Here is a 23,651-nt window from a genome sequence, read left to right on the forward strand (position 1 = left end):
GGGTGAGTTGATGTTTTCCAAGTACAAGAAACAAGCGGCCAAATCTGCCGCGCCTGCACCTGAGCCGGTTGCGGTTGCGACGGCCGCTGCCGCGCCTGCTGCCAGTCTGCGGCGGCCGGTCCAGCGCAAGGCCGCCGAGGCGCAGCCGATGGATAAGGACCGCAAGCGCAAGGAGCGCTTGGGCGAGATTAAGATCCAGTTGCACCGGGAGCTTCTGGAAAACCTGAACCTGGCCGCGCTGGAACGTGCAGGCGAGGCGGAGCTGCGATCCGAGATCGCCACGATTGCAACCGAGATCCTGGCGGAAAAAGGCATCGTCCTGAACCGCGAAGACCGCCAGCAGCTGAACAAGGAACTGTATGACGAGGTCACCGGCCTTGGCCCGCTCGAGGCACTGCTGCAGGACGAAACGGTCAGCGATATCCTGGTGAACGGCCCGCAGCAGATTTTTGTTGAACGCGATGGCAAGCTGCAGATCAGCGACATCACCTTCAAGGATGAGAAGCATCTGATGCGGATCATCGACAAGATTGTCTCGGCTGTGGGCCGCCGTGTCGATGAGAGCAACCCCTATGTGGACGCCCGCCTCGCCGATGGCTCGCGTTTTAATGCGATGGTGCCGCCGGTAGCGGTGGACGGCTCGCTAGTGTCGATCCGGAAGTTCAAGAAAGACAAGCTGGGTATCGACGACCTGGTGAATTTCGGCGCCTTCACCGAAGAGATGGCCGCCTATCTGCAAGCCGCAGTTTCGACCCGGCTGAACGTCATTGTTTCGGGCGGTACCGGTTCGGGTAAAACCACCACGCTCAACGCGCTGTCTAGTTTCATCGACAATGCCGAACGGATCCTGACGATCGAGGATACGGCGGAACTTCAGCTGCAGCAGACCCACGTGGGGCGGATGGAAAGCCGCCCGCCCAACGTTGAAGGCAAGGGCGAGGTCTCCCCCCGTGACTGCCTGAAGAACGCTCTGCGGATGCGTCCTGACCGCATCATCGTCGGCGAGACCCGCGGCGAAGAAGTGATCGACATGCTGCAAGCCATGAACACCGGCCATGACGGGTCGATGACCACGATCCACGCCAACTCGGCCCGCGACGGCGTTTCGCGTCTGGAAAACATGATTGCAATGGCAGGCATCGAAATGCCCATCAAGGCTGTGCGCAGCCAGATCTCCTCGGCCGTGAACCTGATCGTTCAGGCCTCCCGCCTGCAGGACGGTTCGCGCCGCATGACCTCGATCACCGAGATTACCGGGATGGAGGGCGATGTGATCTCGATGCAGGAAATCTTCCGTTTCCAGCGGGTCGGGCTGACACCGGACAACAAGATCATCGGCCATTTCACTGCCACCGGCGTGCGCAGCCACTACTCTGAGCGCTTCCGCCTTTGGGGCTTTGATCTGCCGCCGTCGATCTATGAGCCCACCGTGATGGAGGCACGCTGATGCAACTGAGTGCCGAACCGCTAATTTATGGCGCGATCTTCTTTGGGGTTCTGGCCTTGGTCGAAGGCCTGTATCTGTTCACCTTCGGCAAATCGATCAGTCTCAACAGCAAGGTGAACCGCCGGCTGGAGATGATGGAGAAGGGTGGCAACCGCGAACAGGTGCTGGAGCAGCTGCGCAAGGAGCTGGGCCAGCATGCCAAGTCGCAAACGATCCCGCTCTATTCGCTGCTGTCGGAACGTGCGCAGAAAGCTGCAATTGCCTTTTCGCCCAAACAGCTGATCCTGATTATGGCTGCCCTGGCTGCGGTGGCCTTTGCCGGCCTCAGCATCGGCACTTCGGCCCCCCTGCCCGTCCGGATCCTGGGGTCGGTCATCATCGGCGTCGGTGCGGTGTTCTTCTGGGTCAATAAGAAAGCCGCCAAGCGGATGGCCATGATCGAAGAGCAGCTGCCGGATGCGGTGGAACTGATGGTGCGCAGCTTGCGCGTCGGCCATCCGTTCACCTCGGCGGTGCAGATCGTCGCCAATGAGGTCGATGATCCCCTGGCGACCGAGTTCGGCATTATCTCCGATGAATGCGCCTATGGCCGCGATGTCGGCGAATCGCTCAAGGAAATGGCGGAACGGCTGGACATGCAGGACATGCGCTTTCTGGCCGTTGCCGTCACCATCCAGCAGCAATCAGGCGGCAACCTGGCCGAAGTTCTGGCAGGTCTGGCCAAGGTGATCCGCGCCCGCTTCCGCCTGTTCCGCCGGGTCAAGGCGATCACCGCCGAGGCTCAGTGGTCGGGTAAATTCCTGTCAGGTTTCCCGCTGTTCTGCCTGATCGGGATCCTAGTCAAGGACCCCAATTACTATGACGGCGTGCTGGACCATCCCTGGTTCATCCCCGCCTGTTTTGCGGTGGGCGTGATGCTGACAGCCAATCTGATCGTCATGCGCGTGCTGACCAACATCAAAGTGTAAGGAGGGGACCGTGGAATTTCTGACCGGAATAAACGATTACCTGACATCGCAGTTCGGCGAGTTCGGCCCGCTCCTGGCGCTTGGCATTGCCGGGCTGTTCATGATCCTGCTTGCGGTTCCGTTGCTTCTGAACCAGCCCGAGGACCCGCTTAAGAAGCTGCAAAAGAACATGGCGCCCGAAACCCGGAGCAAACCGCAAAAGCAGCGGCTGCGCCAGGCCGACCGCAACGAGCAGTTGCAAAAATTCGCGGGCTTTCTGGAACCGCAGAACGAAGACGAACTGTCTGCGATGGAACTGAAGCTGCGCCAGGCGGGGTATCATTCCAAGGACTCGGTGCGCCTGTTCCATTTCCTGCAGTTTGCTCTGGGCATTCTGGGCCTGCTGGCGGGGCTGTTCTTTGTCTACGTGCTAAAGGCCGATATCGATTATGACAGCCAGCAAATGGCGATCCGCATCATCGGGCCCGGCGCAGCCGGTTACATGCTGCCGAAATACTGGATCACCCGCCGCATCGAAGAGCGCAAGCAGAAGATCACCGAAGGGTTCCCGGATGCGCTGGACATGATGCTGGTCTGTGTCGAAGCCGGCCAGTCGCTGGACCAGGCGATTGTCCGCGTCGCCAAGGAGCTGCACGCTTCTTTCCCGGATCTGGCCGAAGAATTCGAGGTTGTCGCGCATGAGATGAAAGCGGGCAAGGAAAAGGACAAGGTCCTGCGTGACATGGCCACCCGCTGCGGGGTGCAGGATGTCTCCTCCTTTGTCACGGTGATGATCCAGTCCGCCAGCTTTGGCACCTCGATCGCAGACGCCCTGCGGGTTTATGCCGGGGAAATGCGTGATAAGCGTGTGATGCGCGCGGAAGAGGCCGCAAACAAGTTGCCCGTGAAGATGACCCTTGCCACAATGGGCCTGACAGTCCCGCCGCTGCTGATCATACTGGTTGGCCCGTCGGTGCAGGGCATCATGAACATGGGCAATTGAGGCAACCGAAACATGAACGCACCAGGAGGGGCCGGGCCTGCCCGTTTCTGCCGTGGTTTTGCTGCCGCCAGCGTTGTTGCGCTGGTGGCAGCTTGCACGCCGGGCGGGCTGAAACAGGACAAGGGCAGCCCTTGGGCGCCAGGCGACAACCACCGCCAGCAGGCAGAGGACGGCCTGGTGGTCGGCCATCGGCTGATGGCGGCCGGCGAGCATGAACTGGCCCTCGACGCCTTCACCCGCGCAGCACTTGACCACGGGCTGACGCCCGAGGTTCTGTCCGGAATGGGCAGTGCCAAACTAGGCCTCAGGCGGCTGGGCCAGGCAGAAGGGCTGCTGCGCCAGGCGGTGGATGCGGACGCCTCCTGGCCGGAACCGATGAACAACCTGGGCGTGGTGCTGATGGAGCGCGGCAAAACCGCCGAAGCGGTACAGGTGTTCCAGCGCGCCTATGCGCTTGGCAATGGCGAAAGTGACGCAATCCGCGATAATTTAAGGCTGGCCCTCGCAAAGCTTGAAAATCCTGCGCATACTGACCCTCAAAATCAAGATTATAAATTGGTGCGGCAAGGCGGCGGCAGCTACCTGATCAGCCAGGCACCATGACAGAGGCAGAGCAGTAAAAGGACGCACCAATGCGCCAGCAGTTATTTCTATTCGCTTCTCTGGCAGGGGCGCTGGTCTTGTCGGCTTGCGCGGAGAAAGCCGATGAAACCGTGGAACGGGCCTTTCAGGAAGTGAACGTCATCGACGAGAGCAATCTCAACGATGTGATGCTGACAGTGGCCGACCCGAATGAGGCGGTCGCCCATTTCCAGCGCACCTTGAAAAGCAGCCCGGACCGGATTGAGCTGCAACGCGGACTGGCGCATTCCCTGATCCGTGCCAAACGCACCACCGAAGGCACCGCCGCCTGGAAGAAAGTGGTGTCAATGAAGGGAGCCACCAGCGCAGACCATGTGCAGTTGGCAGGTGCTTTGGTGCGGAGCGGTGAATGGGACGCGGCCAAGGCCGAGCTGGATCAGGTCCCCCCCACCCACGAAACCTATGAGCGCTACCGGCTGGAGGCCGTGGTCGCCGATGCCGGCAAGGACTGGAAGCGCGCCGACAGCTTTTATGAAATTGCCACCGGGCTGACGACAAAACCTGCCAAGGTTATGAATAACTGGGGCTATTCCAAATTGACACGCGGTGATTTTGCTGGCGCCGAACGGCTGTTCGGCGAGGCGATCCGCCAGAATCACGGCCTGTTCACGGCCAAGAACAACCTGGTTCTGGCCCGCGGCGCTCAGCGGAATTACACTCTGCCGGTGATCCCGATGGATCAGACTGAACGCGCGCTGCTGCTGCACACGCTGGCGCTGTCGGCTGTAAAGCAGGGCGACGTCAAGATTGGCGAGAACCTGCTGCGCGAAGCCATCGAGACCCACCCGCAGCATTTTGAAGAAGCTTCGCGCTCGCTGGCGGCGCTGGAGAACGGCTGATCCATGCAGTTCCCGGCCCATGCTGCCCTGTGGTTCCTGCCCTTTGTGCTGCCGTTGTGCTACACGGTTGCGCTGACGGATCTGCGCGGCATGCGCATTCCCAACTGGGCCGTCGATTTGCTGGCCGTGATCTATGTTGTTGCAGGTGCGATCGTGATGCCCAGCTGGGCCGATTACGGCTGGCACCTGCTGCACTTGCCGGTCGGCATCGGCCTGGGCTACTTGTTCTATGCTGCCGGCGCTGTGGGTGCGGGCGACGCCAAATTTGCCGGCGCCGCTGCGCCGTTCTTTGCGCTTGGCGACTTGCGGCTGTTGATGATCATCTTTGCTGCCACCCTGCTGGCTGGGTTCACCGCCCACCGGATCGCCAAATACACCCCCCTGCGCCGTCTGGCGCCGCAATGGCAAAGCTGGAACACCGGAAAAAGCTTCCCGATGGGCCTGTGCCTGGGTGGCACCCTGGCCCTTTATCTGGCGCTGGCGGCACTGTTCGGCAGCTGACAGCCGGCGCTGCGTAAAACAGCACCGGAAATCCGCTGCCTCCGCGGAATTGCTGCAGCTCTGCCCCGCTGTTGCCACAGTCCTGAATAGTCTGTTTCCTTGAACGCCCCGGCCGCCGGGGCACGGATCCGATCTCAGGGACAGGCACCGCCATGAACATGCAGAACCTCACCGTGATGGCCCCTCCCGCCCCCAAGGGGCTGGCGCAGATGCAGCTGCCGCTTGTGATGATGCGGGATATCCTGCTTAAGACTATCTTCCGCAAAAACGTCGAGAACGTCACCGAAATCGCCGAGGCAATTTGCCTGCCCGGCGCCGTCACCCAAGAACTGGTGGACATCGCCCGCGAGCAAAAGCTGCTGGAGGCCACCGGCACGCTTAACGCCAACAGCGGCAACGAGATGGGCTACCAGCTGACCGATGCGGGCAAATCGCGGGCGCTGGATGCGCTCAGCCAGTCGGAGTACTTCGGGGCCATGCCGGTCCCGCTGGACGTCTACCGCGAGCAGGTGAAACGCCAATCAATCCGCAACATCCAAGTGTCCCGCGACCAGCTGACCAATGCCATGGGGCATCTGATCCTGCCAAACAGCCTGCTGGACCACCTCGGCCCCGCCGTCAGCGCGGGCCGCTCGATCCTGATGTACGGCCCGCCGGGCAATGGTAAATCTTCAATCTCCAACGGCATCCGCGACGCCCTGGGGGATCACGTCTATGTGCCGCGCGCCATAGAATACTCGGGCCAGGTGATTACGGTCTATGACCCTATCGTCCATACCGAAGTCGCGCAGGAACCCGAAGATCCCAACGCCCTGCGCCGCCGCCGCCGGTTCGACGAACGCTATGTCATGTGCCAGCGCCCCACCGTGATCACCGGCGGCGAGCTGTCGCTGGACATGCTGGACCTGGTCTACAACCCCACGGCCCGCACCTATCAGGCGCCCTTGCAGTTGAAGTCCACCGGCGGCATTTTCATCGTCGACGACCTCGGCCGCCAAGCGGAACCGCCGCAATCCCTGGTTAACCGCTGGATTGTGCCGCTGGAAGAAAGCAAAGACATCCTGGCGCTGCAGTCTGGTGAAAAATTCGAGGTCCCCTTTGACACCCTGGTGATCTTCTCCACCAACTTCCACCCGAACAAGATCTTCGATCAGGCAGCCTTGCGGCGGATCTTCTTCAAGATCAAGATCGACGGGCCGGACCAGGAAAACTACCTCAAGATCTTTGCCATGGTGGCCCGCAAGAAAGGCATGCCGCTGGACGAAGGCGCATTGGTGCATCTGCTGAAAAAGAAATACCCGGCGATCGACAACGTCTATGCGAACTACCAGCCGGTGTTCCTGATCGATCAGATCATCGCGATCTGCGAGTTTGAGGGCATCCCCTATCAGATGTCCCCCGAGCTGATCGACCGCGCCTGGGCCAACATGTTCGTTAAGGACGAAGACATCGTGAAGTGACCCGGCAACTAGCTCAACCGGTTCCGGCAGCAAGAGTTTTCAAAACTCTTGCCAAAACTTTTCGAAAAGTTTTGGGCTTTCCCCTAAAAGGAACGAATGACGAAGCTTCCTAAGGTCATTCACAGTTGGTTTTCCGCCCGCGGCTGGTCCATCCACCCGCATCAACACACCATGCTGGAATGTGCCGGGGATCCGGCCAGCCTGTTGATTGCGCCCACTGGCAGCGGCAAGACCATGGCCGGCTTCCTGCCCACCCTCGCCGATCTGGCAGAAAGTCTTCATGACGGGCTGCACACACTCTATATTTCGCCGCTCAAGGCCCTCGCTGCCGACATCAAGCGCAACCTGCGCACGCCCGTCACGGACATGGGCCTGCCCATCCGCATCGACGACCGCACCGGCGACACACCTTCCTCCCGCAAACGGCGCCAGCGCGCCGATCCACCGCATATTCTGCTGACCACACCGGAAAGCCTGGCGCTGCTCACCTCCTACGAGGATGCGGCCCGCACTTTCAAAGGGCTGAAGCGGGTGGTGGTGGATGAAATCCATGCGCTGGCCGAAAGCAAACGCGGCGACCAGCTGATGCTGGCCTTGGCGCGGCTGCAAACGCTCTGCCCTGATCTGCGCCGGGTAGGCCTGTCAGCTACCGTGGACGACCCGCAGGCCATTGCCAGCTATCTGGCCTGCCACCCGGACGCCTGCAAAATCGTGCAGGCAGACCCCGGCCCCGCCCCAGACATCCGGATGCTGGAAACCAACGAGGCTCCGCCCTGGGCCGGCGGCGGTGCGGCCTATGCCATCGCGGCGGTGATGGAGCAGATCAAAGCACATAAAACCACGCTGATCTTCCACAACACCCGCGCCCAGGCCGAAATCTTCTTTCGCAATCTCTGGCTCGCCAATGACGACGCGCTCCCGATCGGGATCCACCACGGCTCGCTCGACCGGGACCAGCGCGAACGGGTCGAGGCTGCTATGGTCCGCGGCGAACTGCGCGCTATTGTCTGCACCGGCTCGCTGGACCTTGGCATCGATTGGGGCGATGTGGACCTGGTGGTCCAGATCGGCGCGCCCAAGAACGTCAAGCGTCTGGTGCAGCGCATCGGCCGCGCCAACCACCGCTACAACGCGCCTTCCAAGGCGCTTCTGGTGCCCGCCAACCGGTTCGAGGTGGTGGAATGCCGTGCCGCGCTGGACGCCGTCCGTGCAGGCGATCTGGACGGCGAGGCGCGCGGCCCCGCTCCTCGCGATGTCCTCTGCCAGCACATCCTGATTGCAGCCTGCGCCGGGCCGTTTTCTGCGGATGAACTCTACACCGAAATAACCAGCGCCGGCGCCTATGCCACCCTCACCCGCGCCGGTTTCGATGTCTGTCTGGATTTCTGTGCCACCGGCGGCTACGCGCTGAAAGCCTATGACCAATGGCAGCGCCTGCTGCAACGCCCGGACGGCAAATGGCAGCTGCGCGACCCGCGCGCCGCCCAACGCATCCGCATGAACCTGGGCACCATTCAGGACGCCGACCTGATCAAGGTTCGCCTGAAGCGCAGCCGCGGCGGCAAACCTCTGGGTGAGATCGAGGAAGCCTTTGCCGCCACCCTCACCCCCGGCGACACCTTCCTGATCGGCGGCCAGACCGTGCGATACGAGGGCTTGCGCGAAATGACTGTCGAAGTCACCCGCTGCCCCGGAAGAAAACCGAAGATCGCAGTATTCTCCGGCACCAAATTCGCCACCTCCACTCAGCTCAGCGCCCGCATCCTGGAGATGTTCAAACAGGATAGCTGGCCAAACCTGCCCCGCCACACCGCCGAATGGCTGGAACTGCAGCGCGAAGTCTCGGACCTTCCCCGCGCCGGGTCGCTGCTGATCGAAAGCTTCCCCCACGACGGGCGCGAGCATGCCTGCATTTATGGCTTTGCCGGCCGCAACGCACAGCAAACGCTGGGGCTGCTTCTGACCAAGCGGATGGAAGAACTCGGCCTCGACCCGCTTGGCTTTGTCTCGACGGACTACGCCACTTTGATCTGGGGGCTGGAGCCGCTGACAGACCCGGGCCCGCTGTTCGATGTCACGGCCCTGCGCGCAGGGCTGGAGGGATGGCTGGCCGGCAACGCGGTGATGAAACGCGCCTTCCGCGGCGCGGCGACCATCGCCGGGCTGATTGAACGCAACTCGCCCGGGCAACGCAAGAACGGGCGCCAGGCGGCATTCTCCTCCGACATCCTCTATGACACGCTCAGGAAATACGACCCGGACCACCTGCTGATAGGCATCACCCGCGACGAAGCCCTGCGCGGGCTGGTGGACTTTGGCCGCATCGAACAGATGCTGGCGCGGATCAACGGCAGGATCACTCTGCGGCCGCTGGACCGGATCTCTCCGCTCGCAGCGCCGCTCTTGCTGGAGGTTGGCAAGGTTCCGGTCAAGGGCGCCGCCGAGGAAAAGCTGCTGCAACGCGAGGCCGAAGCGCTGATGCGGCAATCCGGTCTGGACCGGCTGGTGCAATAGCGCTTGCCTGTTCAGCCCGCACGTCTAAGACTACAGTGAACTGGCCCCCTTTTCGACCGGACACCTCGGCCTGAGCCTGGAGGCTTAAGGAGAACCTTAAGCACATGCGTCTGAGATTGAAATCATCACCGACGGCGGCCGCCGTCGCGGCGCTGGTCTGCGGCTGATAAGCTGCGGATCGTGGAAGAGACCTTGTATGACGGCGAGAGCATTTCCGCCGTTGCGCGGCGCAATGGCGTGGCGCCCAATCTGCAGTATCGTTGGCGCAAACTGATGCTTGAAGGGGGGCAGTACCGCCGTGACAGGAGACGACAGTGTCACCCGCTGACCGGCAGGCGATTTGGTAAAGCCAAATCTGCCGAGAGGGGTCAACAAGACGGTGCGGGAGATGGAGGCTCGCATCCGGGAGCTCGAACGCCAGCTCGGGCGCAAAACGCTTGAAGTCGAGATCCTGAAGGAAGCGCTCGACAAGTCACGGTTAAAAAAACCGGCCTTGCTTGCGCAGTCGCTGAAACGGGACGATTTGCCATGAAAGCCGTCACTGAAACTTTGGGCGTGTCCCGCTCGAACCTGCACAAACGGCTGAGTGGGAGCGCGACGCCGCATATCGAACGGCTGGTGGCAAAGCGCCCGACCTATGGCTGCCGCCGGATTACGGCGGTTCTGAACCGGGAACTCAGGACCGCAGGGCTCGCGCCTGTGAACCGCAAGCGCGTCGATCGCATCATGAAAAACAACAACCTGCTGTTGCAGCGATCCGGGTTCGACCGGCCCGAGCGCCGCCATGACGGCAAGGCCGTGATGATGCGCTCGAACTTGCGCTGGTGCAGCGATGGGGTGGAATTCACCTGCTGGAATGGCAATGTCATCCGGGCAGCCTTCCTGATCAATGCCCATGGCCGCGAGATCATCTCCTGGCGCGCCGTGGCAAATGCCGGGATCCGCGGCTCGGATGTGCGTGACATGCTGCTGGAGGCTGTCGAGAAACGCTTGGGCACATACCGCGCGCCCGAGGTGATCGAGGTGCTCTCCGACAACGGCAGCGCTTACACGGCGAAGGGCACCCGCATCTTTGCCCGCCAGCTCGGCTCGAAGCCCTGCTTCACACCGGCCGCCAGCCCGCAGTCCGACGGCATGTCAGAAGCTTTTGTGAAAACGCTGAAGCGAGACTGCGTCCGGGTCAATCCACTGCCTAACGCTGAAACTGTTCTGTCATTGATAGGAAAACGGATCGAAGACTATACCGAAAACCATCCGCATTCCGGCTTGATATGGCGCTCGCCCCGCGAGTTCATTAGAGCCAAAACCGAAACCGCTTAGGTGTCCGGTTAAACGGGGGCTGGATCACACAGCATGACTGGATTTGATTTCACTCTTGCAGGCGCCCACCTCACCGCGCTCGGCGCTGGTGCGCTCTGGTGGGCCGAGCACCGGCTGCTTTGCGTTTCCGACCTGCATCTGGGAAAATCCGAACGCCATGCGCGGCGCGGCGGCAGTGCCCTGCCCCCTTACGAAGGCCGTGACACACTCAACCGCCTTGAGAGACTGGTCGCAGACCTCGACCCGGCAACCGTGGTTTGCCTCGGCGACAGTTTCGACGATGATGCCGCAGCCACAGCATTGCCGGCCCTGGAAAGGAACCAAACCCAAGACCTGATGCAAAACCGCCGCTGGATCTGGATCGAGGGAAACCACGACCCCGCCCCCACCAGTCGAGGCGGGGAGCATCTGGCGGACTTGCGGGTTGGCCCCCTCACCTTCCGCCACATTGCTGATCCGCCGGCAACGGCAGAAATCTCCGGCCACTACCATCCCAAGGCCCGCGTCCGCAGCAATTCACGCCCCTGTTTCCTGCTGGACGCCTCCCGCCTGATCCTGCCGGCATTCGGCACCTATACCGGCGGGTTGCGCAGCACCGATCCGGCCCTTACATCATTGATGGCGCCGAATGCTTTGGCCATTCTGACCGGTCCGCAAGCCCTGCCCATACCGATGCCCCGCTAAGTGGCGCAGCGTCACCGCCATGGGATCGTCTCTCTTCTTCTATGCTTGACCTCAGCAAAAGAAGGACATTCGAAATGGAACACCGCATCCGCAGCAGTTTCGCCAGGCAAAGCATGATGCAAACCCTGGGGGCAAATATCGAAAGCGTCTCGGATGGCGAAGTGGTGATCACTGCGCCGATCCTGCCCGGCAGCCGCCAGCAGCACGATGCGGCTCATGCTGCACTGAGCTTTGCAATCGGCGACACCGCTGCCGGGTATGCGGCTCTGACAAAAATGCCGGAAGACAGCGAAGTGATGACAGCTGAGATGAAGATCAACCTGCTGGCGCCGGGTGCCGGGGACTCGTTGCGGGCGACCGGCAAGGTCATCAAACCAGGGCGTCGGCTGGTCATCGTCACAGCTGAGGTCCACGCGCTGCAGGGCAGCCAGGAAAAGCTGATTGCCATCCTCCAGGGCACGATGGTTCCTGTCGCGTCCTGAGGAACGGACCCGCGTTCTTCACGTTTTCACAGAGGCTCAGCCAGGCTCCAGAAGAAACGCCCCGCCCTTTTTCTATCTTAGAACAAATACTCCCGCCGGAGGCGTCCGGCGGGAGCAGGTAATCTCAGCCAATGCTGTTGTGCGGCGCGGTTTCAGGCGGTCAGGCCTTCGGGCTCTTTCAGACCGTTGGCGCGGCAGCAGGCGGTGACGGTATTGGCCAGAAGGCAGGCGATGGTCATCGGGCCGACGCCGCCCGGCACCGGGGTGATGGCGCCGGCGCGTTCGGCTGCAGAGGCAAAATCGACGTCGCCCACCAGCTTGGTCTTGCCGTCGCGCTCGATCCGGTTGATGCCGACGTCAATCACCGTGGCGCCTTCCTTGATCCAGTCGCCCGGCACCATTTCCGGACGGCCCACGGCGGCCACAACGATGTCGGCGCGGCGCACAACATCCGGCAGGTCCTTGGTGCGCGAATGCGCGATGGTCACGGTGCAGCTGTCGCCCAGCAGCAATTGCGCCATCGGCTTGCCGACGATGTTGGAACGGCCGATCACAACCGCATCCATGCCCGACAGCGACCCATGGTGGTCGCGCAGCATCATCAGGCAGCCCAGCGGCGTGCAGGGCACCATCGATTTCTGGCCAGTGCCCAACAGGCCCACATTGGAGATGTGGAAGCCGTCCACGTCCTTTTCCGGCGCGATCGAGTTGATCACCAGATCCTCGTTCATATGCTTCGGCAGCGGCAGCTGCACCAGAATGCCGTGGATCGAGGGGTCGTTGTTCAGCTGCTCAACCACCGCCAGCAGATCCGCTTCCGAGGTGTCCGCATCCAGCTTGTGCTCAACCGAGTTCATGCCGACCTCGACGGTCTGCTTGCCCTTGGAGCGCACATAGACCTGGGAGGCCGGATCTTCGCCCACCAGAACCACGGCGAGGCCCGGGGTGATGCCGTTTTCTTCTTTCAGCCGCGCCACGTGTTCGGCCACCTGGCCGCGCACCTTGGCCGCAAAGGCCTTGCCGTCAATCAGAGTTGCTGCCATTTGATCTCTTCCTCTTTGCCGCAGGCCCGGATCGCCCCTGGCGCCTGCCTATTCCTCACGGATCACCCGCGCCTCGCGGGCAATCGACCACTCCACCAGCTGCCGCCACAGGCGCTCGATCAGATCAGGGTCCAGCCCCTGGCTCTCAGCGGCGGCGCGGGCCTTCATGACCACGTCTTCAACCCGTTCCGGGATCCGCGCCGGCCAGCCGTTTGCCTGCTTCAGCGCAATCGCCCGGTCAATGTAGCCGGCCCGTTCCGCCAGCAGCGCCACCAGCTCCCGGTCCAGATGATCGATCTGAAGCCGGAGGCTGGCCATATCGCTGCAGGCATCTGGCGGGGTGCGTGTGCTCATGTCTTAAAACTCTCACGGCCCAGGATGGGTCCCGGGCCGTGAATGTCGCATATCGCCGTTTAGAACAAGCCTTCGATCTGGCCGTCGTCATTCAGACGGATGGTTTCCGACGCCGGTTTGCGCGGCAGGCCCGGCATGGTCATGATCTCGCCGCAGACCGCGACGATGAAGCCGGCACCCGCTGACAGGCGGACCTCACGCACCGGAACCGAATGGCCGGTGGGTGCGCCGCGCAGGGACGGGTCGGTCGAGAAGGAATACTGGGTCTTCGCCATGCAGACCGGCAGGTTGCCGTAGCCCGCATCTTCCCATTCCTTCAGCTGGTTGCGGATCTTGTTGTCCGCCAGCACCTCGTCGGCGCGGTAGATGCGCTTGGCGATGGTGTCGATCTTGTCGAACAGCGACATCTCGTCCGGGTAGATCGGCGCAAAGTTGGCCTGGCCTGCATCGACGATTTCCACAACTTTCTCGGCCAGCGGAGCAGAACCTTCCGAGCCCAGCTCCCAGTGGCGCGACAGAACCGCCTCGACGCCATGGGTGGCGGCGTAGGCTTTGACAGCGTCCACTTCGGCATCGGTGTCGGTGACAAAGTGGTTGATCGCAACCACCACCGGCACCCCGAAGGATTTGATGTTCTCGATGTGGCGGCCGAGGTTGGCACAGCCTGCGTTGACCGCGTCGACGTTCTCGGCGCCGAGGTCCGCCTTGGCCACGCCGCCGTTCATTTTCATCGCCCGCACGGTGGCAACCAGAACCACCGCCGAAGGAGCAATGCCTGCCTTGCGGCATTTGATGTTCATGAACTTCTCGGCACCCAGATCGGCGCCAAAGCCTGCCTCAGTCACCACATAGTCAGCGACTTTCAGCGCGGTCTTGGTGGCAATAACCGAGTTGCAGCCGTGGGCGATGTTGGCAAACGGGCCGCCATGCACAAACGCCGGGTTGTTTTCCAGGGTCTGCACCAGGTTCGGCTGCATCGCGTCCTTCAGCAGAACGGTCATTGCGCCCTCTGCCTTGATGTCGCGGCAGTAGACCGGGGTCTTGTCGCGGCGGTAGGCCACGATGATGTCGCCCAGGCGTTTTTCCAGGTCCTTGAGGTCGTTCGCGAGGCACAGGATCGCCATCACTTCCGAGGCCACGGTGATGTCAAAACCGGCTTCGCGCGGGAACCCGTTGGAGACGCCGCCCAGGGACGCGGTGATGGTGCGCAGGGCGCGGTCGTTCATGTCGACCACACGGCGCCATGCGACGCGGCGGGTGTCGATCTCGCACTCATTGCCCCAGTAGATGTGATTGTCGATCATTGCCGACAGCAGCGAATGCGCCGAGGTAATGGCGTGGAAGTCGCCGGTGAAGTGGAGGTTCATTTCCTCCATCGGCACCACTTGCGCATAACCGCCGCCGGCCGCGCCGCCCTTCATGCCGAAGTTCGGGCCCAAGGACGCCTCGCGGATACAGATCATCGCGTTCTTGCCGATCCGGTTCAGACCGTCGCCCAGACCCACGGTGGTGGTGGTCTTGCCTTCGCCCGCAGGCGTCGGGTTGATCGCAGTCACCAGGATCAGCTTGCCGTCTTCTTTGCCCTGCACCGAGTTGATGAAGGACTGAGACACCTTTGCCTTGTCGTGGCCGTAGGGCAGCAGATCGCTGTCCGAAATCCCGATCTTCGCACCAATCTCTTGGATCGGCTTCTTCTGCGCTTCACGCGCAATCTCGATGTCACTCTTGTAGCTCATGGCAAAGTTCCTGCTGAGTTTGCATACGATCGCCGGCAAACAAATGCCGGTTTCGCGATAGACTTAGCCAATATGCGGCAAATCACGCGCTTGATTTCCGACATTATCCTGCCTTGAAGCGGCGTAGGGCCACTCGCAGCCCCCAGCACGGTTCCTTAAAGGAAACGCTTTCCCCTAAAAGAAGGAACTCACGGCGCCCAGGCACGTTGATCCGGCACAAAAAGGGTGAATTCGCCGCCCAGAGACAGACTTCCCGGCCGTTCTACCCAGGCGGTGATTCCCCGGCGATTCTTTGCGGCCGGCTTGAACCGGACGCCATATCCGCTGTGATCATTTTCAATCTCCCGCCCTGGCAGAACGCAAGGCCGGTTTTCCATGTCAACAGTCAAGGTCACTCCGTCCGGTCCTTGCAACCGGGATCCAGGCGGCACAAAGGTAAAGTCCGGGATGCCGCGAAGGATGATTGTGGCGCCCAAATAAGCAGGATCGAGACGCTCCATTCCCATATCCGCCGCGATCAGCGCCATCTCTTCCTCGGACAAAATTGTCAGCTGGCGGACATTGCGGATTTCGGTGCCTTCCGGATAGAGATTACGGACCCGCACGCAGGAGGCGCGGTTCTCCCCTTCGTGGCGTTCACCGGCAATGCCGCAAAACCCCAAGCGCAACCGGTCAGACGGCTCGGACTGCAGACTATCGCCGGCCAGAACCATGCCCAGCCATGTGATTTCGCCCTTGAACCCGCTGTCCCGTAATACCGGCATTGCCTGTTTCTCCTGCTGAAATTTAATCAATCCCGGCGGAGGCTACACGCTTTGGCAAAGGTTGCCAGCGCGAAAGCGCCTGCTACCCCTTTGTTTCCGGACGAGGGAATGGCGCAGCCGGCCAAAGGATCGGATCGCCAATGCGATCCGATCCAGGCGGGGGCCGCGGCAGGCAGCTTTGCTGCCTGCCGCGGCCCCCGCCTCCCTTCCAAAAAACAAACGTCCCGGAAACCGCAACCGGCTTCCGGGACGTTTCATTTTCAGATCTGAATCCTTAAGCCGTCGGCTCAGGCTCCATGCCGCCTTCCGGCGGGGATTTTTTCGGCTTGGCCTTGGGAATTGCGGTGACCGAAGCATTGCCCGGGTCCTCACCGTTGTCCTCGTCATCGCCCGCCTGCGGAGGTTCACCGTTCATGACGCGTTTGATCTCGTCACCGGTCAGCGTCTCGTACTCCAACAGCCCCTGCGCCAAGCGTTCCCATTCATCGTGATGGTCGGTCAGGATCTGAAAGGCGCGGTCATAGCCTGACTGGATGAAGCTTTTGACTTCTTCCTCGATCATCTCCTTGGTATGGGCCGAGACCGAGAAGCCGGCCGTATTGCCCGAGTAGCCTTCATGCGCTTCTGCATAATCAATATTGCCAACCTTGTCGGACATCCCCCAGCGCATCACCATGGCGCGGGCCAATTGGCTGGCCTGCTGGATATCGCCGGCCGGGCCATTGGACACATGATCTTCGCCGTATTTGATCACTTCAGCCGCCTTGCCCGCCATCGTCATGGCCAGCTTCTGCTGGCATTCATCGCGGTGCCAGTTCAGCCGGTCCATTTCCGGCAGGGACACAACCATCCCCAGCGCGCCACCGCGCGGAATGATTGTCGCCTTGTAGACCGGATCGCATTCCGGCAGTTTCAGGCCGACAACCGCGTGGCCAGCTTCATGATAGGCGGTCTTTTCCTTCTGATCCTGGGTCAGCACCATCGAGCGGCGCTCAGCCCCCATCATCACCTTGTCCTTAGCCGATTCGAAATCTTCCATGGTCACAAAGCGGCGGCCGACACGGGCGGCCATCAGCGCGGCCTCGTTGACCAGGTTGGCCAGATCCGCACCCGAGAAACCAGGCGTGCCGCGAGCGATGATGCGCAGGTCCACATCCGGGCCCAGCGGAGTCTTGCGGGCATGCACGCCCAGGATCTTTTCGCGGCCTTTGATGTCGGGGTTGCCAACAGTCACGTTGCGGTCAAAGCGGCCAGGGCGCAGCAGCGCCGGGTCCAGAACGTCCTTGCGGTTGGTCGCCGCCAGAATGATCACGCCCTCATTGGCCTCAAAGCCGTCCATTTCGACCAGCAGCTGGTTGAGCGTCTGTTCGCGTTCATCGTTGCCGCCGCCATAGCCTGCGCCGCGATGGCGGCCGACGGCGTCGATCTCGTCGATAAAGACGATGCAGGGCGCGTTTTTCTTCGCCTGCTCGAACATGTCGCGCACACGGGAGGCACCAACGCCGACAAACATTTCCACAAAGTCGGAACCTGAAATGGTGAAGAACGGCACCCCGGCCTCGCCTGCGATGGCGCGGGCCAGAAGCGTTTTACCAGTGCCCGGAGGGCCCACCAGCAGCGCGCCCTTGGGGATCTTGCCACCGAGGCGCGAAAATTTCTGCGGGTTGCGCAGGAATTCCACGATCTCTTCCAGCTCTTCCTTGGCTTCATCGATGCCGGCCACATCGTCAAAGGTCACCCGGCCATGCTTTTCGGTCAGCATCTTGGCCTTGGACTTGCCAAAGCCCATGGCGCCGCCTTTGCCGCCGCCCTGCATCCGGTTCATGAAATAGATCCAGACGCCAATCAACAGAATGAAAGGGAGCAGCGTGATCAGGAAGGACTGAAAGCCCGACTGCTGCTGTTTTTCGGCGCGTACCGGAATGTTCTTGTCGATCAGAAGCGCAGTGACTTCAGCATCGGCCGGTTTGATGGTGACATAATTCTGCCCATCGGTCGTGGTGTAGCGCACCTGCTCCCCGTCCAAAGTGACGGTGCTGACCTTGCCGGTCTCAACCGAGCTGACGAAGTCCGAGAAAGTGCGTTCACGGCTCTGCATCGTGCTGCCGGAACCGCTGAACAAATTGAACAGCGCCAGAATCAGCAGAAACAGAACAACCCAGAAGGCGATATTGCGAGCGTTGCCCAAGGAAAGTTCTCCCTATCAGATAGGCGCGCCACACGGGCCGCCTGCGTTGTGCTTAAAATAAGGATCATTCGGGCAGGTTCAATGCGATAAAAGGGATGCAAAGAACTCTTCTTCGGTTCCAGCCAATTCCGCTGACCAGCCATTGGCGAATCCAGCCGCTGGTGCAGCCGCCAATTCCCGGCCCTGCCATACCGCGGGAGTGGCCTGCAGAACGGCACCCGGCACCCCGGTGGCACGCCAGTCCGGGCACTGTTGCAGCCCCTTTTGGCCTAGCGCACGAACCTCGCAACCCTTTGCGTCGGCGCCATAAACTTCCCATCTTCTGTCCCAGGCCTGCCCCGGCCGGGACGCCTCCCCGCGCACGGAATTATATTCACGGCAGATCCATATCTGTTTGCTGGTAGTGACCAGACGGCAGCCCGCCAATGTGGCCGATCCGCCGCTGCGGGCCGCCAGAACGGCTTTTTCCATCGGGACCCGCCGCGGCGGGTAAGCGGTGCCGGAAATCCACTGAAAGGCCCGCACCAGCAGCCGATGGCTGATTTCACTGGGCAAAGTGCGAAATTTGCGCTGACACAGAACAACCGCCCCCGCCTGCACATGGGCCAGGTCGCGGGCGGCAAGAAACACATACCAATCCAGTGCTTCACGGGCTTTGGCCATATTGCGGGCAATCTTAGCCAAAACAGCAGCGGTCAGCCCCAGCGGCGCAAGTTCCTCAAGCGCCCGGCGCACCCTGACCCGCTCGAACCTGGTATCCTCGTTGCTCGGGTCTTCAGACCAAGCGATGCCGCGGGTTTGCAGATAGTCGCGCAATTCGCAGCGGGTCACATCCAGCAGCGGCCGCAGCAGCGTCACACCGTTGTGCGTACGCCGCTCTGCCATGCCCGACAGCCCGGTCACACCCGAGGCGCGCGCCATCCGCATCAGCACCGTTTCAGCCTGATCATCGGCGGTGTGGCCCAGTGCCAGCACCGGAATGCAGTGGCGCTGCGCCCAGCCGGTCAGCAGGTCGTACCGCGCGTCACGGGCCTGATTCTGCAAATTGCCTTCCTGGGGGCCGTCCTCCCAGCGCAACACCTCGTGACTGATGCCAAGCCGGGCTGCTGCCGCTCCCGCGGCCTCGGCCTCTGCCGCTGATTCCGGGCGCAACCCGTGGTCCACAGTGGCGGCAAACAGCGCCACTTCGCCGTTGGTGAAACAATCGTGCAGCAGATGCATCAGCGCCATCGAATCACCGCCGCCGGAAATCGCAATCCCCAGCCGGTCAGGAAGGGCGGAGCGGAACTGGCTCCGCACCAGGGGCAGGATATTTTGCCGCGCGCCCGTCAAGAACAGCCCAGCTTGGCCATTTCCGCCGAGGCCTCGGCCTCTTCTGCAGCACCCGGAAAGCGCACACCGACCTCGGTCAGCGTGACGCAGGCCTGATCGGTCTGACCAAGGCGGCCCAGCGCCGAGCCCAGCTCAAGCAGCGCCTTGGGGGCCACCGGACCGGCAGAATTACCGGTGAAGGCCGCCAGATAGGCCCGCGCCGCCTCGCGGGTGTCACCGAGACCATCCAGTGCCTTGCCGCGGCTGAATTCGGCGGCCGGCGCCAGCGGGCTGCCCGGATAGACCTGATTGAACGCCGCGAACTTCTCCGCCGCATCCTGATACAGCCCTTCGGACAGCAGCTTTTCAGCGGCATCGAAATCCGCCTGCTCGCCAATTGCCAGCTCGCCGCTGGCCGGGCTGTCCTCAGCAGCTGCAACAGCGCCTGCACCGGCAATCGGCAGCTCGCCGCCGCCCAGGGTTGTTGTTTCGCCCAAGGCGCCGATGTCGCCGCCTTCCAGCTCGACCAGCCGGAATTCCAGATCGCCGATCCGGTTGGTGCCATCGGTGACAATCCGGTCGATCCGGTGGCCCATCTCCTCGGTCTGCAGGGTCAGCCGCTGCAGCTCGCTTTCAATCGCACCGACCCGGTCCAGAACGGTATTGCCCGAAAGTTCCGCCGAGGGCGCACCAGTGGTCGACAGTTCCCGCTTCAGCCGCTGGATCTCGATATGCAGAACTGTCAGCTCCTGGCGGATGTCCGCGAGGGTCTGCGGATCCTGGGCGGCCAGCGGCAACGGCAGCAGCAGTACAGTGGCCAAAAGCGCAATGCGCAAAGGTTTCATGGCGTTACCCCGTCAACCCGCCTGCCAGCACCGTCACCGCGCGGCGGTTCTTGGAATAGCAGACCTCGTCCGAGCAGATTTCCAGCGGGCGTTCCTTGCCGAAGCTTACCACCTTGATGCGGCTGCCGGCGACTCCTTGGGACATCAGGTATTCGCGGGCTGCATTGGCGCGTTTCGCCCCCAGGCCTAGGTTGTATTCGCGGGTGCCCTGCTCGTCCGCGTGCCCTTCGATAGTGACCACATAATCGGCGTTGCGGGCCAGCCATTGCGATTGGCCTTGCAGCGTTGCCTGGGCCGCAGGCGACAGGGTGGACTGGTCGATTGCAAACAGCACCCGGTCGCCCACGGTCTGCTGGAAATAGGCCGGACTGGCCGGATCCAGCGCGCCAGCGCCGGCGCCAGCACCGCCTGCCCCGGCCCCGCCGCCGTTCAAATCGTCGTTCCATGGGTTGCTGCTGCAGGCTGTCAGCCCCAGAACGGCCACCGCCGCCATTGCCAATTTCAATCCGCTCATATCGTCTGCCTATCCCTTTGCGTTTCTTGACCCGAAACTAGCATAAGCCCGGGGGTGGTTCTATGCGGGTATCCCCGCCTTAACGGCCCTTTTACCTTTGCAACGGCGACCAGGCCGGGTCCGAGGCCCCGTCCGGCGTCCTCACCGGCTTCAGATTGCGCCCCGTGATGTCCACCGAATAGAGCAGCGCCCGCCCGGTGCTGCCCTGGCTTTCACGGGTGAACATGATCACCCGGCCATTTGGCGCCCAGGTCGGCCCCTCATCCAGGAACGAAGCCGTCAGCAAACGTTCTTCACTGCCGTCGGTGCGCATAACACCGATATGGAACCGGCCCTTGTTCTGTTTGGTAAAGGCAATCATATCACCGCGCGGCGACCACACCGGGGTGCCATAGCGCCCCTGGCCGAAACTGATCCGGCGCGCCTCGCCGCCGCTGGCGGGCATCACATATAGCTGCTGGCTGCCCGAGCGGTCGCTTTCAAAGACAACCTGTGACCCGTCAGGCGAAAACGATGGCGCGGTCTCGATCGAGGGCGCCGAGGTCAGCCGGGTCTTGGCTCCGGTCCCGATATCCATCGAGAACAGGTCCGTATTGCCGCCCTGGGTCTGCGAATAGACCACCGTGCGCCCGTCCGGGGCAAACCGCGGCGCAAAGCTCATGATGCCATCGCCGCTAGACAGAATCTTGCGCTGCACCTGGCCGACGTCCAGCACATGAATCTGCGGAAAACCGCTTTCATAGCTGGTGTAAAGCACCCGGTCGCCGGTGGGCGAAAACCGCGGTGCCAGCACAAGCGCGGCGCTGTTGGTCAGGTACTGCACGTTGGCGCCGTCGTAGTCCATGATCGCTAGCCGCTTGCGGCGGTCGTTCTTGGGGCCGCTTTCAGAGACATAAACCACCCGGCTGTCGAAATAACCGCTCTCGCCGGTGATCTCGCTGTAGATGGCATCAGCCACCTTATGCGCCATCCGCCGCCATCCGCCAGTGGTGCCGGAAAATTGCAGCGCGCTTTCCAGCTCCTTTTCCGCAAACACGTCATAGCCGCGGAACCGCACCGTCAGCCGGTTGCCGGTGACACTGACGGCGCCCGTGATCAGCGCCTGCGCGTTCACCGCCTTCCAGTCCGCGTATTTCACCGGATTGTCAAAGCCGGTCACCTTGGAGATATGGGCGCTGGCGGGCACTTCGCGGAATAGCCCGGTGCCGCTGAGGTCCGCCGCCACCACCCGCGCGATCTGCGCCGCATGTTCAGCAGCCGAAGGGGTCTCCGGCACAAAATCCGGCACCGCATAGGGCAATGGCTCAATCACACCCTGATCGATCTCGATGCGGAGCGGGCCGGTCTGCGCCGCAACGGCGCCCACCCCGGCCAGTGCCGAAGCCCCGATCAGCAGAGCTGCCAGAATTTTCCTCATTTGATCCGCATCCTTTCAGGATTGAATGTCATCTCAATATCACGCCATTGCGCGTATTTTTCAGGGGGAAGCTGAAACCCCTTGGCTCCGCAGCGGATTATTGCCCGCCGGGCGGCCCCAAAGGCCTGCTGTGCCGCCGACGACGAGCCGCCGGTGCTGGACAGCATCCGGATGCTGCCGCTGTCCGGCTTGCCATCCTGTGCCAGCGACACCGCCACCACCACCGTGGTGTTCAACGCATCAGTCGACAGCGAGCCCACGTTCCAGCACTGCGAGACCGCAACGCGCAAGGCATCCTTTTCGCCCAGCGTCAGCGGCGGCCCCGAAGGTTCCCGCGCCTCGACATCGGCCCCCCCTGCCAGGGCTTCTGCCAAAGCATCCTCCACCGCGGAGGGCGTATCCGCCGTCTCCGGCTGCTCCTGTTCTGCCGGCTGGGCCGCTTCCACGGCCTCTTCCGGCTGCGGCTGCGGGCGCGCGGGCCGTGTTTTGGGCCGCACAGACACTTCCGGCGCAGCAGAGGCTGCAACCTCCTCGCCTTCATTCTCTTCGGTCACGATCCTGTCGCTGGCAGCCTCAGGCGCGGTCGCTTCCTGCGCCTCCTGCTCGGTTTCCGTACCTTCTTCTGGCGACACTTCCGGCTGGGCGATGTCATCCACACGGGTGTCCGGCTCAGGCGGCGCGACAGGCTCAGGCGCGACCCGGTCCACCGGGCGCGGCGCGGTCTCAGGGCGCAGCTGCGGCACCAGCGCCGCAATCTCCGGCGCCTCAACCGCTGCAGGCGGAGTAGCCGGCACATCCGGCTCGGGCTGCGGCTCTGGGATCTTTGTCACCTGCGGATCCGGCGCCGCCGGCGCGACCGGTTCGGGCTGAACGGTTTCCGGCTCAGGATCCGGCTGCGGTGCTGGCTCGGGCGCGGGCTGCACTTCGGCAGGTTCATCCAACGGCGCAGGTTCGGGCGCGACTTGCGGCGCCTGACGCTGCTGACTGAGCTTTTCAAACTGCTCTGCCGAAATCAGCGCGACCTGCTGCACACGGGACGGCAAGGGTTCGGACGGGAACCAGGCGCCAAAGACAACCCATCCCATCAACAGCCCGTGTCCGGCAAGAGAGATCCTGGTTCCGGTCTGCACCGCCCGCGTCCCCGCTTATTGCCCTGCGCCCTCAGACGGCTGCCCGTCCAGGGCCGGTCCGCCGGTGTCCGTCACCAGCCCAACATTGGAAAACCCGCCTGCATTCAGCGCACCCATCACCTGCATCACATCCGCATAGGCAATCCGCCCGTCGGCGCGCAGGAACACCCTGTCCGAGTTGCGCTCGGCTGCAATTGCCCGCAGCTTGGGCACCAGTTCATCGCGCGCCACCGGCGTGGTCTGGATTTCCACCCCGCCCTCGGCGGTCATAGTGACGGTCAGCGGCTCTTCCTCATCACCGGACAATGCACCCGCAGCGGTCTTGGGCAGCTCCACCGGCACGCCGACAGTCATCAGCGGTGCAGCCACCATGAAGATGATCAGCAGCACCAGCATCACGTCCACAAAGGGCGTGACATTGATTTCCGACATTGGCCGCCCGCGTCCGCGGCGGCGGCCCCGGCGGCGGTTGCCGCCTCCCTGCGGCTGCTGGACAGCGGCGCCCATAAC

Annotated in this window: 21 protein-coding genes and 1 pseudogene; 11 read left to right on the forward strand and 11 right to left on the reverse strand. The window is 62.4% G+C overall.

Going from position 1 to position 23,651, the window contains the following annotated elements:
* Positions 1-10: 10 nt before the first annotated feature.
* The 11 genes and pseudogenes from AQUI_RS0124365 to AQUI_RS0124420 all read left to right on the forward strand — a co-directional run bounded on the left by AQUI_RS0124365 (position 11) and on the right by AQUI_RS0124420 (position 11,839).
* Positions 11-1,447 (forward strand): TadA family conjugal transfer-associated ATPase, encoded by a 1,437-nt coding sequence (locus tag AQUI_RS0124365; protein ID WP_027259865.1) that lies wholly within the window; start codon positions 11-13, stop codon positions 1,445-1,447.
* Positions 1,447-2,415: a type II secretion system F family protein gene (locus tag AQUI_RS0124370; protein ID WP_027259866.1), complete on the forward strand. Its 969-nt coding sequence runs from the start codon at positions 1,447-1,449 to the stop codon at positions 2,413-2,415. The genes AQUI_RS0124365 and AQUI_RS0124370 overlap by 1 nt, the downstream gene beginning before the upstream one ends.
* A 10-nt stretch (positions 2,416-2,425) precedes the next feature.
* A complete protein-coding gene (locus tag AQUI_RS0124375) occupies positions 2,426-3,397 on the forward strand; it encodes a type II secretion system F family protein (RefSeq protein ID WP_027259867.1) in 972 nt (323 codons plus the stop codon).
* A gap of 12 nt (positions 3,398-3,409) precedes the next feature.
* Positions 3,410-4,000 carry a tetratricopeptide repeat protein gene (locus AQUI_RS0124380; RefSeq protein WP_027259868.1) on the forward strand — a complete coding sequence of 197 codons (591 nt, stop codon included), beginning with the start codon at positions 3,410-3,412 and terminating at the stop codon, positions 3,998-4,000.
* 29 nt (positions 4,001-4,029) lie between these two features.
* Positions 4,030-4,878: a tetratricopeptide repeat protein gene (locus AQUI_RS0124385; protein ID WP_027259869.1), complete on the forward strand. Its 849-nt coding sequence runs from the start codon at positions 4,030-4,032 to the stop codon at positions 4,876-4,878.
* 3 nt (positions 4,879-4,881) lie between these two features.
* Positions 4,882-5,379, forward strand: coding sequence for a prepilin peptidase (locus AQUI_RS0124390; protein WP_027259870.1), 498 nt, complete (start codon positions 4,882-4,884; stop codon positions 5,377-5,379).
* 152 nt (positions 5,380-5,531) lie between these two features.
* On the forward strand, positions 5,532-6,839 hold the full coding sequence (locus AQUI_RS0124395) for an ATPase (protein ID WP_027259871.1): 1,308 nt from the start codon (positions 5,532-5,534) through the stop codon (positions 6,837-6,839).
* Between the two features lie 96 nt (positions 6,840-6,935).
* Positions 6,936-9,353 carry a ligase-associated DNA damage response DEXH box helicase gene (locus AQUI_RS0124400; protein WP_027259872.1) on the forward strand — a complete coding sequence of 806 codons (2,418 nt, stop codon included), beginning with the start codon at positions 6,936-6,938 and terminating at the stop codon, positions 9,351-9,353.
* A 115-nt stretch (positions 9,354-9,468) separates the two neighbouring features.
* Positions 9,469-10,673: pseudogene (locus tag AQUI_RS0124410) on the forward strand (IS3 family transposase).
* Positions 10,674-10,706: 33 nt separating this feature from the next.
* Complete coding sequence (pdeM, locus tag AQUI_RS0124415; RefSeq protein ID WP_027259874.1) at positions 10,707-11,357, forward strand: ligase-associated DNA damage response endonuclease PdeM; 651 nt, start codon at positions 10,707-10,709, stop codon at positions 11,355-11,357.
* Between the two features lie 74 nt (positions 11,358-11,431).
* Positions 11,432-11,839 (forward strand): PaaI family thioesterase, encoded by a 408-nt coding sequence (locus AQUI_RS0124420; RefSeq protein WP_027259875.1) that lies wholly within the window; start codon positions 11,432-11,434, stop codon positions 11,837-11,839.
* Positions 11,840-11,991: 152 nt separating this feature from the next.
* Here the strand turns inward: AQUI_RS0124420 and folD are convergent, their stop codons facing one another.
* The 11 genes from folD to tolR form a co-directional block, all read right to left on the reverse strand.
* On the reverse strand, positions 11,992-12,882 hold the full coding sequence (gene folD, locus AQUI_RS0124425; protein WP_027256633.1) for a bifunctional methylenetetrahydrofolate dehydrogenase/methenyltetrahydrofolate cyclohydrolase FolD: 891 nt from the start codon (positions 12,880-12,882) through the stop codon (positions 11,992-11,994).
* A gap of 48 nt (positions 12,883-12,930) precedes the next feature.
* Complete coding sequence (locus tag AQUI_RS0124430; protein WP_027256634.1) at positions 12,931-13,236, reverse strand: chorismate mutase; 306 nt, start codon at positions 13,234-13,236, stop codon at positions 12,931-12,933.
* A gap of 59 nt (positions 13,237-13,295) precedes the next feature.
* Positions 13,296-14,972, reverse strand: coding sequence for a formate--tetrahydrofolate ligase (locus AQUI_RS0124435; protein ID WP_027256635.1), 1,677 nt, complete (start codon positions 14,970-14,972; stop codon positions 13,296-13,298).
* A 188-nt stretch (positions 14,973-15,160) separates the two neighbouring features.
* On the reverse strand, positions 15,161-15,736 hold the full coding sequence (locus AQUI_RS0124440) for an MOSC domain-containing protein (protein WP_027259876.1): 576 nt from the start codon (positions 15,734-15,736) through the stop codon (positions 15,161-15,163).
* A gap of 274 nt (positions 15,737-16,010) precedes the next feature.
* Positions 16,011-17,924: an ATP-dependent zinc metalloprotease FtsH gene (gene ftsH / locus AQUI_RS0124450; protein ID WP_027259878.1), complete on the reverse strand. Its 1,914-nt coding sequence runs from the start codon at positions 17,922-17,924 to the stop codon at positions 16,011-16,013.
* Between the two features lie 78 nt (positions 17,925-18,002).
* Entirely contained in the window at positions 18,003-19,256 is a 1,254-nt protein-coding gene (gene tilS, locus AQUI_RS0124455; RefSeq protein ID WP_027259879.1) for a tRNA lysidine(34) synthetase TilS, read from the reverse strand.
* Positions 19,253-20,080, reverse strand: a complete 828-nt coding sequence (gene ybgF / locus AQUI_RS0124460; RefSeq protein ID WP_027259880.1) for a tol-pal system protein YbgF — start codon at positions 20,078-20,080, stop codon at positions 19,253-19,255. Before ybgF ends, tilS begins: the two co-directional genes overlap by 4 nt.
* 4 nt (positions 20,081-20,084) lie before the next feature.
* Positions 20,085-20,594, reverse strand: a complete 510-nt coding sequence (pal, locus tag AQUI_RS0124465) for a peptidoglycan-associated lipoprotein Pal (RefSeq protein ID WP_027259881.1) — start codon at positions 20,592-20,594, stop codon at positions 20,085-20,087.
* A gap of 91 nt (positions 20,595-20,685) precedes the next feature.
* Entirely contained in the window at positions 20,686-22,011 is a 1,326-nt protein-coding gene (gene tolB, locus AQUI_RS0124470; RefSeq protein ID WP_027259882.1) for a Tol-Pal system beta propeller repeat protein TolB, read from the reverse strand.
* The gene (locus tag AQUI_RS0124475; RefSeq protein WP_027259883.1) at positions 22,008-23,141 is read right to left on the reverse strand and encodes a hypothetical protein; all 1,134 of its coding nucleotides are present in this window, start codon (positions 23,139-23,141) and stop codon (positions 22,008-22,010) included. The genes tolB and AQUI_RS0124475 overlap by 4 nt, the downstream gene beginning before the upstream one ends.
* A gap of 15 nt (positions 23,142-23,156) precedes the next feature.
* Entirely contained in the window at positions 23,157-23,648 is a 492-nt protein-coding gene (gene tolR, locus AQUI_RS0124480) for a protein TolR (RefSeq protein WP_027259884.1), read from the reverse strand.
* Between the last annotated feature and the right edge of the window lie 3 nt (positions 23,649-23,651).

This window comes from Leisingera aquimarina DSM 24565 (assembly GCF_000473165.1).
GTDB lineage: Bacteria > Pseudomonadota > Alphaproteobacteria > Rhodobacterales > Rhodobacteraceae > Leisingera > Leisingera aquimarina.

What these genes read in the sequence shown, in the direction of transcription:
- AQUI_RS0124440 (WP_027259876.1), bottom strand. Translation starts at nt 15,736, where the DNA reads ATGCCGGTATTACGGGACAGCGGGTTCAAGGGCGAAATCACATGGCTG.
- pal (WP_027259881.1), bottom strand. Translation starts at nt 20,594, where the DNA reads ATGAGCGGATTGAAATTGGCAATGGCGGCGGTGGCCGTTCTGGGGCTG.
- tolB (WP_027259882.1), bottom strand. Translation starts at nt 22,011, where the DNA reads ATGAGGAAAATTCTGGCAGCTCTGCTGATCGGGGCTTCGGCACTGGCC.
- AQUI_RS0124385 (WP_027259869.1), top strand. Translation starts at nt 4,030, where the DNA reads ATGCGCCAGCAGTTATTTCTATTCGCTTCTCTGGCAGGGGCGCTGGTC.
- AQUI_RS0124365 (WP_027259865.1), top strand. Translation starts at nt 11, where the DNA reads ATGTTTTCCAAGTACAAGAAACAAGCGGCCAAATCTGCCGCGCCTGCA.
- tolR (WP_027259884.1), bottom strand. Translation starts at nt 23,648, where the DNA reads ATGGGCGCCGCTGTCCAGCAGCCGCAGGGAGGCGGCAACCGCCGCCGG.
- AQUI_RS0124435 (WP_027256635.1), bottom strand. Translation starts at nt 14,972, where the DNA reads ATGAGCTACAAGAGTGACATCGAGATTGCGCGTGAAGCGCAGAAGAAG.
- AQUI_RS0124380 (WP_027259868.1), top strand. Translation starts at nt 3,410, where the DNA reads ATGAACGCACCAGGAGGGGCCGGGCCTGCCCGTTTCTGCCGTGGTTTT.
- AQUI_RS0124395 (WP_027259871.1), top strand. Translation starts at nt 5,532, where the DNA reads ATGAACATGCAGAACCTCACCGTGATGGCCCCTCCCGCCCCCAAGGGG.
- ybgF (WP_027259880.1), bottom strand. Translation starts at nt 20,080, where the DNA reads ATGAAACCTTTGCGCATTGCGCTTTTGGCCACTGTACTGCTGCTGCCG.
- AQUI_RS0124430 (WP_027256634.1), bottom strand. Translation starts at nt 13,236, where the DNA reads ATGAGCACACGCACCCCGCCAGATGCCTGCAGCGATATGGCCAGCCTC.
- folD (WP_027256633.1), bottom strand. Translation starts at nt 12,882, where the DNA reads ATGGCAGCAACTCTGATTGACGGCAAGGCCTTTGCGGCCAAGGTGCGC.
- AQUI_RS0124420 (WP_027259875.1), top strand. Translation starts at nt 11,432, where the DNA reads ATGGAACACCGCATCCGCAGCAGTTTCGCCAGGCAAAGCATGATGCAA.
- AQUI_RS0124400 (WP_027259872.1), top strand. Translation starts at nt 6,936, where the DNA reads ATGACGAAGCTTCCTAAGGTCATTCACAGTTGGTTTTCCGCCCGCGGC.
- AQUI_RS0124390 (WP_027259870.1), top strand. Translation starts at nt 4,882, where the DNA reads ATGCAGTTCCCGGCCCATGCTGCCCTGTGGTTCCTGCCCTTTGTGCTG.
- pdeM (WP_027259874.1), top strand. Translation starts at nt 10,707, where the DNA reads ATGACTGGATTTGATTTCACTCTTGCAGGCGCCCACCTCACCGCGCTC.
- AQUI_RS0124370 (WP_027259866.1), top strand. Translation starts at nt 1,447, where the DNA reads ATGCAACTGAGTGCCGAACCGCTAATTTATGGCGCGATCTTCTTTGGG.